The 8,832-nt window shown below is 61.3% G+C and carries 7 protein-coding genes, 1 tRNA gene and 2 pseudogenes; 3 read left to right on the forward strand and 7 right to left on the reverse strand.

Annotation, left to right across the window (positions count from 1 at the left end; all coding sequences use genetic code 11):
• Together VGD20_RS20360 and VGD20_RS20365 are read right to left on the reverse strand one after the other, a co-directional pair.
• Nucleotides 1-552, reverse strand: a 552-nt coding sequence (locus VGD20_RS20360) for a Glu/Leu/Phe/Val dehydrogenase dimerization domain-containing protein (protein WP_331136196.1), incomplete at its 3' end; no start/stop codon positions are given.
• A 112-nt stretch (nt 553-664) separates the two neighbouring features.
• Nucleotides 665-741 (reverse strand) — tRNA-His (locus VGD20_RS20365).
• Nucleotides 742-855: 114 nt separating this feature from the next.
• On the opposite strand from VGD20_RS20365, the gene VGD20_RS20370 reads away from it, so the two are divergent.
• Entirely contained in the window at nt 856-1,536 is a 681-nt protein-coding gene (locus tag VGD20_RS20370) for a 2OG-Fe(II) oxygenase (protein WP_331136197.1), read from the forward strand.
• Between the two features lie 109 nt (nt 1,537-1,645).
• Here VGD20_RS20370 and VGD20_RS20375 read toward each other — a convergent pair whose 3' ends face one another.
• On the reverse strand, nt 1,646-2,395 hold the full coding sequence (locus tag VGD20_RS20375) for an SIMPL domain-containing protein (protein WP_331136198.1): 750 nt from the start codon (nt 2,393-2,395) through the stop codon (nt 1,646-1,648).
• Between the two features lie 133 nt (nt 2,396-2,528).
• Here VGD20_RS20375 and VGD20_RS20380 point away from each other — a divergent pair, with 133 nt between their 5' ends.
• A complete protein-coding gene (locus VGD20_RS20380; protein ID WP_331136199.1) occupies nt 2,529-4,304 on the forward strand; it encodes an ABC-F family ATP-binding cassette domain-containing protein in 1,776 nt (591 codons plus the stop codon).
• A gap of 124 nt (nt 4,305-4,428) precedes the next feature.
• Here the strand turns inward: VGD20_RS20380 and VGD20_RS20385 are convergent, their stop codons facing one another.
• Nucleotides 4,429-4,776 carry a hypothetical protein gene (locus VGD20_RS20385; RefSeq protein ID WP_331136200.1) on the reverse strand — a complete coding sequence of 116 codons (348 nt, stop codon included), beginning with the start codon at nt 4,774-4,776 and terminating at the stop codon, nt 4,429-4,431.
• Between the two features lie 68 nt (nt 4,777-4,844).
• Here VGD20_RS20385 and VGD20_RS20390 point away from each other — a divergent pair.
• Nucleotides 4,845-5,026: pseudogene (locus VGD20_RS20390) on the forward strand (IS630 family transposase); the annotation flags it as partial.
• A gap of 58 nt (nt 5,027-5,084) precedes the next feature.
• On the opposite strand, the gene VGD20_RS20395 reads toward VGD20_RS20390, so the two are convergent.
• The 3 genes and pseudogenes from VGD20_RS20395 to VGD20_RS20405 all read right to left on the reverse strand — a co-directional run.
• Nucleotides 5,085-5,534 (reverse strand): hypothetical protein, encoded by a 450-nt coding sequence (locus tag VGD20_RS20395; protein ID WP_331136201.1) that lies wholly within the window; start codon nt 5,532-5,534, stop codon nt 5,085-5,087.
• Nucleotides 5,531-8,170, reverse strand: coding sequence for an RHS repeat-associated core domain-containing protein (locus VGD20_RS20400; RefSeq protein WP_331136202.1), 2,640 nt, complete (start codon nt 8,168-8,170; stop codon nt 5,531-5,533). The genes VGD20_RS20395 and VGD20_RS20400 overlap by 4 nt, the downstream gene beginning before the upstream one ends.
• A pseudogene (locus tag VGD20_RS20405) lies at nt 8,167-8,832 on the reverse strand (hypothetical protein); the annotation flags it as partial. The pseudogene VGD20_RS20405 and the gene VGD20_RS20400, both read right to left, overlap by 4 nt.

The following is an 8,832-nucleotide window of genomic DNA, read 5'->3' on the forward strand; positions in this document are numbered from 1 at the left end:
GACGCCCTGAATGGCGATGCGCACATCCTTGGCGCTATCCGTCTTCAACCCTTCGCGGATCGCCGCCTTGATGCCGAGATAGACGCCGAGCGCGGTGAAGGGCCCCGGATCTCCGCCCGCATCGGCGCCGCTCGCGACGGGAAGCCCGCTGACATGCTTCGTGTGCTTCGAAATTTCGACCATGTCGGCGTCGGTGATGCCGACATCCTCGGCGGTCACATAAGCACCGCCCAGCGATTCGACTGCGCGCCCGAATGCCGCAAGCAGTTCGGGGGTCTTCGCGCCGCCCTCATCGGCAAGGATCACGCCCTTGCCGCCGCCCATCGGCAGCCCGGCCATCGCATTCTTGTAGCTCATACCGCGCGACAGGCGCAGTGCGTCGGTGATCGCGGCCGCGCGCTGCGGATAATGCCAGTAACGCACGCCGCCGGCGCCGGGGCCAAGGTGGGTCGAGTGGACGGCGATGACCGCCGTCAGCCCGCTGGCGCGATCGCGGAACATGTGGACATGTTCATGGTCGTCGAAATCGGCGAAATCCCAGACAGCGGACATTGGCTCATCCCTTTTCACGAATTTGGCGCATAAGAAAATTACGCCAAGACGCAATAATGCAACGAGTGCGACGAGTCACCCCAAAAGCGTCTATGCGCGATGATAGAGAAAATGGGGCGACCAACGGGGCTCGAACCCGCGACCTCCGGTACCACAAACCGGCGCTCTAACCAACTGAGCTATGGTCGCCACATAAGCGAAGAGCGGCGCACGAAGCGCCCTCGACAGCGCGCGGCGAATAGGCGCGCATCCCCCCGCTCGTCAAGCATTGTTCGTACGCGCTTCCCTGCTAAAAAGCGCGCCATGGCTGCGAATGAACATGTCGACATGGCGACCTCGGGCGCCGACCGTACCGCGGAGCGGCTCGCCGTCGTCCCCGGAATCCGCCGCGCGCCAACGCCAAAGCTGCAGCAGTTCATGCTTTCGCGCTTCCTCGACGCCGAAACCTGCGCCGCGCTGATCGCGCAGATTGATCGCGATGTCCGGCCCTCGACGATCGCCGACCCGAACGGCGACGAGGCATTCCGGACCAGCACAACCTGCGATCTCGACCACCGCGACCCGCTCGTGATTGCGGTGAACAACCGCCTTCACGACCTCACCGGCATCCCGCTCGAATATGGCGAGCCGATGCAGGGGCAGCGTTACGACGTCGGGCAGGAATTCAAGGCGCACACCGACTATTTCGATCCGCACGGCAGCGACTGGGAAACCTATTGCACGATTCCGGGCCAGCGCAGCTGGACGCTGATGATCTATCTGAACGAACCGGGCGCCGGCGGCGCGACACGATTTCTCGCAACCGGCAAGATGCACCAGCCCGAGACGGGCAAGCTGCTTGCGTGGAACAATGTCCACACCAACGGCCTCGCCAACCCCGACACGCTTCATCACGGAATGAAGGTGCGCAAGGGCCGCAAATATATCATCACGAAATGGTTTCGCGAACGCCCTTGGCCGTGGGCCGAGGGCGAGTTGGCCTGAACCAGCCAGTAAAAACCCGTTCGCATCGAGCGAAGTCGAGATGCCCATCGGCATCTTACACCTTCACGGTGTCTCGACTTCGCTCGACACGAACGGGATAGGTCCGTTTTTACCTCACCAGCCGGTACTGGAAATTCAGCGTCAGCGTATTCGCGACCTGCCCCGGTTCGACCGGCGTTGCCTTTGCCGAGCCGGCGTCCATCGCCATGTTGCGAACCATCGGCATCGGCGGCTGCGGACCGAAGCTGCCGCCTTCGCTGATCGACACCAGTTCGACGCCGCGGAAGCCGGCGAGGCGCGCATAGTCCTGCGCCTTCGCTTCAGCCGCCTTGATCGCGGTGCCGCGCGCGCCGACGAGCTGGGCGTCGGGATCCTTCATGCCGAACCACGGTCCGTCGACATTGGTTCCGCCCGCGGCAACGAGCGCATCGAGCAGCGGGCCGATGTCGTCGATCTTCGGCGTCGTTGCGCGAACGCTGTTCGACACCTGATAGCCGAGGAAGCGCGGGGGCTGGCCGGGGGTCTGGTTGTTATAATCATATTGCGGCGACAGGTTGATGCCGCTCGTCTGGATATCCTCGGCCTTGATCCCGCGCGCCTTCGCGGCGGCGATCAGCTTGTCCATCGCGGCCGCATTGGCGCGCATCGCCTCGACCGCGGTCGGCGCGGTCGTCGTCACCCCGGCACCGACGGCCGCCTGGTCGGGGCGCGAGCGCACTTCTTCACTGACCGAGAAGGTCAGGATCGGGCCCTGGGTCGTTGCTGCAGTCACCGTCGAACCTCCCTGCTGCGCCTGGCCGGGCGTTGCCGCCATCAGCGCCAGTCCGGTTGCCATAACGGCGAACAATTGCTTCGTCATTTCATTCTCCTGTGAACCGTGGTTCCGGTCATTTCGATCTCCGCCCCGTAACGCAGACGGAGCGAACCCGTTCCGGCCTTTGCGCGGACGGCGCTTGCATGATGCTGAACGCGCCAGTAGCGAGCCGTTCATCATGGCAGCTCCCATTCTTTCATATGAAGGCCTCGGCCTTGTGCAGGGCAGCGGCTGGCTGTTCCAGGATCTCGACATCTATGTCGGCGAACGCGACCGCCTCGCGCTGATCGGCCGCAACGGCGCGGGCAAGACGACGTTGCTCAAACTGCTCGCCGGCCAGATTGACGCCGACAAGGGCAAGCGCGTGATCGTCCCCGGCACGCATGTGGTGATGCTCGAACAGGAGCCCGATTTTCGTCCCTTCGCGACGCTGATGGATTTTGCCGTCGCAGCACCCAACGCGCCTGAGGCCTTCGAGGTCGCCGCGATCGCCGACCAACTCGGCATCGACATGAGCCGCACCGCCGCCAGCGCCTCAGGCGGCGAACGCCGCCGCGCCGCGCTGGCGAGAGCATTGGCGCAGAACCCCGACGTGCTGCTGCTCGACGAACCGACCAACCACCTCGACCTTGCCGCGATCGACTGGCTCGAATCCTGGCTCGCGCGCTACACCGGCGCGTTCGTCGCGATCAGCCACGACCGCACCTTCCTCACCCGCCTGACGCGGCAAACGCTGTGGCTCGACCGCGGCAGCATCCGCCGCAAGGAAATCGGCTTCGGCGGCTTCGAGGAATGGAGCGATGCGGTCGCCGCCGAGGAAGCGCGCGCCGCGCAGCGCCTCGATTCCAAACTGCGCCTCGAGGCGCACTGGCTCGAACGCGGCGTCACCGCGCGCCGCAAGCGCAACCAGGGCCGGCTCGAAAAATTGAAGGAAATGCGCGCCACACGCGCCGCGATGATCGGCGGCCCCGGCGTCGCCAAGCTCGGCCTCGCCAACGACGACGTGCGCTCGAAATCGGTGATCGTCGCCGAGGGCGTCTCGAAAAGCTTCGGCGACCGCACGATCATCAAGAACTTCGATTTCCGCGTCCAGCGCGGCGACCGCATCGGCATCGTCGGCGCCAATGGCGCGGGCAAGTCGACTTTGCTCAAGCTGCTCACCGGAGAGAACCCGCCCGACGCGGGCAGCATCACCCTCGCTCCGACGCTCGACGGCATCATCATCGACCAGCAACGCAGCCTGCTCTCGCCCGACAAGCGCGTCCGCGATATCCTCGCCGACGGCGGCGACTGGGTCGAGGTGCGCGGGGTGAAGAAGCATATCCAGGGCTATCTCAAGGAATTCCTGTTCGATCCCGGCGTCGTCGAGGCGAGCGTCGGCGCGCTCTCCGGCGGCGAACGCTCGCGCCTCCTCCTCGCGCGCGAGTTCGCCCGCGAATCGAACCTGCTCGTCCTCGACGAACCGACCAACGACCTCGATCTCGAAACGCTCGACCTCCTGCAGGAAGTCATCGCCGACTATGCCGGCACCGTGCTGCTCGTCAGCCACGACCGCGACTTCCTCGATCGCACCGTCACGGTAACCCTCGGTCTCGATGGGTCGGGCAAGGTCGACATTGTCGCGGGCGGCTATGCCGACTGGGAAGCCAAGCGGGCCAGGCCGACCGCCGTCAAAACCAGGGCCGCCGCCGCCGCACCGCCGCCCCCGCCGACCGCGCGCAAGAAACTGAGCTACAAGGATCAGCGCGACTATGACATGTTACCGGGCCGGATCGAAGACATCGAAGCCGAAATGGCAAAGGCCGAAGCCGAGCTCTCCGACGGCAACCTCTTCACCCGCGACAATGCGCGCTTCAACGCACTGACCGCGAAGCTCGACAAGCTGCGCGACGAAAAGGCGGCGGCGGAAGATCGTTGGCTCGCGCTCGCCGAAGAGGTTGAAGCGTTGGGGTAAGAGGGGGACCGCTTCCGCCGCGTGGCGGCTTCGGGGTGTGAAGCTGTCATCCCATTTTCGTTATCCCCGCGAAAGCTGGGCCATCGATGTTATAACTCGGCGAGCTTCGGGTTGCGGGGTATCGTTAGCGAAGTCGAGAATGCCCATGAGCGAGCCGTGAAGCGTGGCGTGAACCTCGCCTCTCGCCCGGATGCAGGACGATCTTGCCGACAAGCGACCGAATGTCGCTTGAGGCATCAAGCCGCGTTTCGGGGTCTTTGAGCGTGTCGGTGAGCGCTGCGACCTTGCGCTTGTAGATTTCGGCAATGCCGGGATGGACATCGGGGATGCACTGCGGCGCCACGGCAAGCCGCGCGGTGATTTCGGCGCGGTCGCGTTCAAGTTCGGCCATGCGCGCCTTCATCGTCGGCCGATACAGACCATCTTCGATCGCCGCCATGATGTCGGCAATGGCTTTGTCGATCTTCGCCAACGCGCGGTCGTCGGCGTCCGCCTGGATGCGCTGCTCGCGGTTCTTGTCTGGCGCGATTTGCGATTCCGCCGCTATACAGCCCCAGCTTCAGCCCGATCGAGAAGGCGTTGTCACGCCTCAAGGCCATGCTCCGCAAGATAGGAGAGCGTGCTGCTAGCGGGCTTTGGAACCTGATCGGCAAGCTCCTCGACGCCTTCCGCCGCTGGAATACGCCAACTACTTCAGATCCTGCGGATATGATCCAAGTTGACCGAGAATGCTCTAGGATCAAAAAGGGCGAATATACAAACTGCCGCCCTGATCCAAAATCAAATAAAACAAACCCTCACGTTCGGCTCTCCAATTCTTAGCATCGAATTTTTTACCCAAGACTTTTCCACCTCCCCAATATTCAATCCTCTTTTAACAACACTAAGCTCATTAGAACCGCGATCCATTCCGTTAGAACGGACCACCATCCTCTCCGCCATAAGCGATCCACCCCCTTCGGAGATGCATTTATTTTTGTAGAATTCTTCTATGTAATTGTCCGGCACATCATTTTCCCTTAAATGCGCCTTGCAATCTAAGTTTTCACTGACCACCATTCTGGAGTAGCCATTAGGGCCGTTGACAAAAATTATATTCATTTCTTTATTTTTGTCTATATCGCTGCATGATACAAATTTTTCTTTCACATTGTAATCATATAAGTAAAAATAAGTCACGGCAATAGCGACAATCGTTACCACAGTAGCGACATAAATCTTGTATTTCATTGGCATGTTCCGGTCAGCTGATTTCCAGTACGGGAATTGTGGATGCCATCTTTCGCAGTAACCGCATTTAGGCAATTTTGCATGGCTGCATTGCCAATCCTTCCCTCTGCCCTTACGTCCAAATAGCTCGGCTGCCCCGCGCCCCCAACGCCGAGTCCTTCGAGTATGGTTGCGCCAGCGCGATAAGCGCCGGTTTCCCAGCGCAGAAGATCTTTTCTCGTTTCGAGTCTATTGCCTGCTTGAAACTGTTGAACGTGGCGGACCTCATGGCCCAAAACCGCTGCGGCACCAGCATAGCCTGTATTCCCGCGCATCGACCGAATCTGGCCGAAGTCGAGCCGAACATCGTACCTGCTCCCGACCGGCCCCGTGTCTCCTAGCGTACCCTTCTCCAACACTGCGTTGAATACAAATACACCATTTCCGTCGTTTTCTGTTCCTAGCGTACCTAGCAAGGAGCTAATTACACTGCTCCTTTTAAGATTGAGTGGTTCGGAATTTCTCGCGCGAACGATCTCGCGCCTAATTCTAGCTATTTCACCGCATTCCGTCTTTTTGCAATTGTAAGTTCCAGTCGGATCGCTCCCATTTAACGGATCATTTCCAACGTATGCATAGATGTTGAGACCATCATCATACCCGATGGGATCGGTCTGCATGAACCGGCCGAGCGTCGGCGAGTAGATGCGCGCCTTATAGTAGTACATGCCGATCTCGGGCAACCACGCCTGACCGGTGTACTGGAACCGCCCAAGGTTTGAGGCCTTGGGGATACCATATTCATCATAGCTGTTGATCGCGACCGCCGCACCACTGCTGTCGGTCACAGCGATGACACTACCCTGATGATCAGTATGCAGCCAGCGCGGGCTGGCCAACCCGCTGCCTTCGTACGACACGACCGGATCGTCGACATTTTTCCCGTGCGCATAGCGGCGTAGAAGAGTCCCGACGCCGTCATATTCGGCAACGAGCTCATCGCCGTCATGCAGGAACCGGGTGACGCCAAGGCCGGGGCCGCCGATCTCGTACAATCGGCCCAAGGGATCGTAGCGCAGCGTCGCGATCGTCGTTCCGTCCGGCAGGCCCGTCCAGACAAGACGGTTCTCGACGTCATAGATGTAGCGCCTGGTGCCGTCGCCTATGAGATTGCCATTGCCATCGTAGGAATAGGCGGCCGACCCGACGCTCGTATATTGATTGAGGCCGTTCACCGTATAGCGCCGTGCCGCCACGACCCCGTCGTTGAACACATAGTTGCTGTTCGAACGCGTCCGCGACACGATCTGCGATGCCGGTGAGTATCCATAAGTGAAGGCGACATCGTTGGCCGAGCCTGGGAAATCATGCCCCAAGCCGTTCAAACGCCCCGCGGGATCGTAGCTAAACGTCGCATACTGGCTGTATCGCCCGTTTTGCCGATCGCGCAGTCCACGGTTGTTATAGCCATAGGCAACGAGATTGACGTTCAACGCAACCGGCCCTTCGAAGAGCACCGACATCCGGTCGAGACCGTCATAGGAATAGCCGGTCTTGACGAGATCCGGCCAGCTCAGCTGCGTCCTGTTCCCGTTCTGGTCGTGCCAATAGGAGAGCGCGCGCGACACGCCATCCATCGTCATCGTTGAATCGATCGGCCGTCCCAAACCGTCATAGCTGGACGTCAGCCCTTCGCCCGACGTGCTGTCGAACCGGACATAGGTCTGCAGACCTCGCAGATCATATCCATAATAGACGTCGCGCGTGTTGGTCGCGTTCAGCCCCGAGCGTTCCGGAACGATCTTGGCTGTGTTGCGGCCAAGCGCATCATATTGATAGGTAATCGTTGAGCCGTCGCGTTTCCTCAAGCTCGTGCGGCTACCATTCTCGTCATAGCCATATTCTTCATAATCGTCGCCGCTGGCGACGCCGGCCGCCGTTTTCGACGGGAAGGTCCAGCGCACGAGGCGATCGAGGCCGTCATAGCTGTACTTAGCCAACGCCCCATTGGCGTCGGTGACGCTCGCTTGCTTGTCATTGCCTGTATAAGTATAAATGACATAGTCCTGCTGCAGGACCGTCCCAACCGCCTGCTGGACCTTCTCGACCAAGCCTTTGGCGTTATAGACATTGCGAGTGATCCGATCGGGACCACGGGTGCCCTCCGTCCCCAATGTGCACGCACTCACCGGCAGACTGCCGTAAGCCGCCGGGTTCATTCGAACCGCAGTGCACTCGAGATCACCAGCCACAGTATAGCTATACTGTGTTAGTGCGGTCGGCACATTGTCGGTACCTTTGACCGTTTCGCGCAGCTTCCGCCCCGCCAGATCATAGGCGGTTTCGACGCTCGAAAGCACCGTGAAGCTGGTCCAGGCCGATGGAGCAATCGTCTCCGACTGCCAGACGGCGAGTTCGCCCGCTTCGCGCTTGATGAGCAATCCGCGTGCGTCATAGCTGTTTCGGACCGCCTGATATTTGAGCGGACCGGCTCCGTCCGGGTCGGGCGCGATCGTCCCCGTCACCTGACCCTCGAGGTTATAACGGGTCGCGTAGGTATGATCGGAGGGCGCCGATTGAGCCGTCGCCGGCGCGGCAGCGACGGAAGCGCACAAGGCGGCCGCCGGAGCGACGAAGGAAAGGAGCCGCCCGTTCATGGGCACGCTCCCAAGCCGGTCGTGCCTTTGGGCTTCGTCTCGCTGATCTTGTTGCCCTGCCAGTCGTAGCTGTAACAGGTCCGTGCGGGCGCCGCGCCCGTTGCATCTTCGACGGTCCCGCGCAGCTGGAGATTGTTGGGACCGCTGTCGGGTCCATATTCGTAGAGTGTGCGTACCTCGTCCGCTGCGCCCGCCGTGCAGGGAGACGCCGGATTTCCTGTCGCGGCGCTCGTCTTGCACAGGCTCTTCGAGGCGAGCAGCCATATCGGCTGACCGGTCGACACATAGGCGCCGCCCGAGTTTTTGACCCATGCGTTGCGCTGGACATAGCTGTACCGCGTCTGCGGCCGGACGCCGCCGACTGCGGGCCCCGTCTCGGTGAGCACGCCGCCGTGCGCCCGCTCATAGGTAAAGTCGGTCTGGTTGCCCTTTGCATCGATCTTCATGATCGGCTTGTCGCAGAGCTTCGCATCGATGGCGCCCGCGCCGCAACCATTGGGGTAGGGATCGCCATTGCTCGGAAGGCTTGGCAGGAAGGCCTGGCCGACGGTCACCGACCCGGCGGGCATTGCAGCCGGCGTGTTCGGCAGAACGCAGCATTCGTCAAGGGCCGGATCAAGCGGAGCGATCGGATTGGGTGCACCCTTCGGCCAAAAGGAATG

Origin of the sequence: Sphingopyxis sp., assembly GCF_036402335.1 — a bacterium.
GTDB lineage: Bacteria > Pseudomonadota > Alphaproteobacteria > Sphingomonadales > Sphingomonadaceae > Sphingopyxis.

Coding starts and splice junctions, on each gene's coding strand:
- VGD20_RS20370 (WP_331136197.1), top strand. CDS start 856: ATGGCTGCGAATGAACATGTCGACATGGCGACCTCGGGCGCCGACCGT.
- VGD20_RS20375 (WP_331136198.1), bottom strand. CDS start 2,395: ATGACGAAGCAATTGTTCGCCGTTATGGCAACCGGACTGGCGCTGATG.
- VGD20_RS20380 (WP_331136199.1), top strand. CDS start 2,529: ATGGCAGCTCCCATTCTTTCATATGAAGGCCTCGGCCTTGTGCAGGGC.
- VGD20_RS20395 (WP_331136201.1), bottom strand. CDS start 5,534: ATGAAATACAAGATTTATGTCGCTACTGTGGTAACGATTGTCGCTATT.
- VGD20_RS20400 (WP_331136202.1), bottom strand. CDS start 8,170: ATGAACGGGCGGCTCCTTTCCTTCGTCGCTCCGGCGGCCGCCTTGTGC.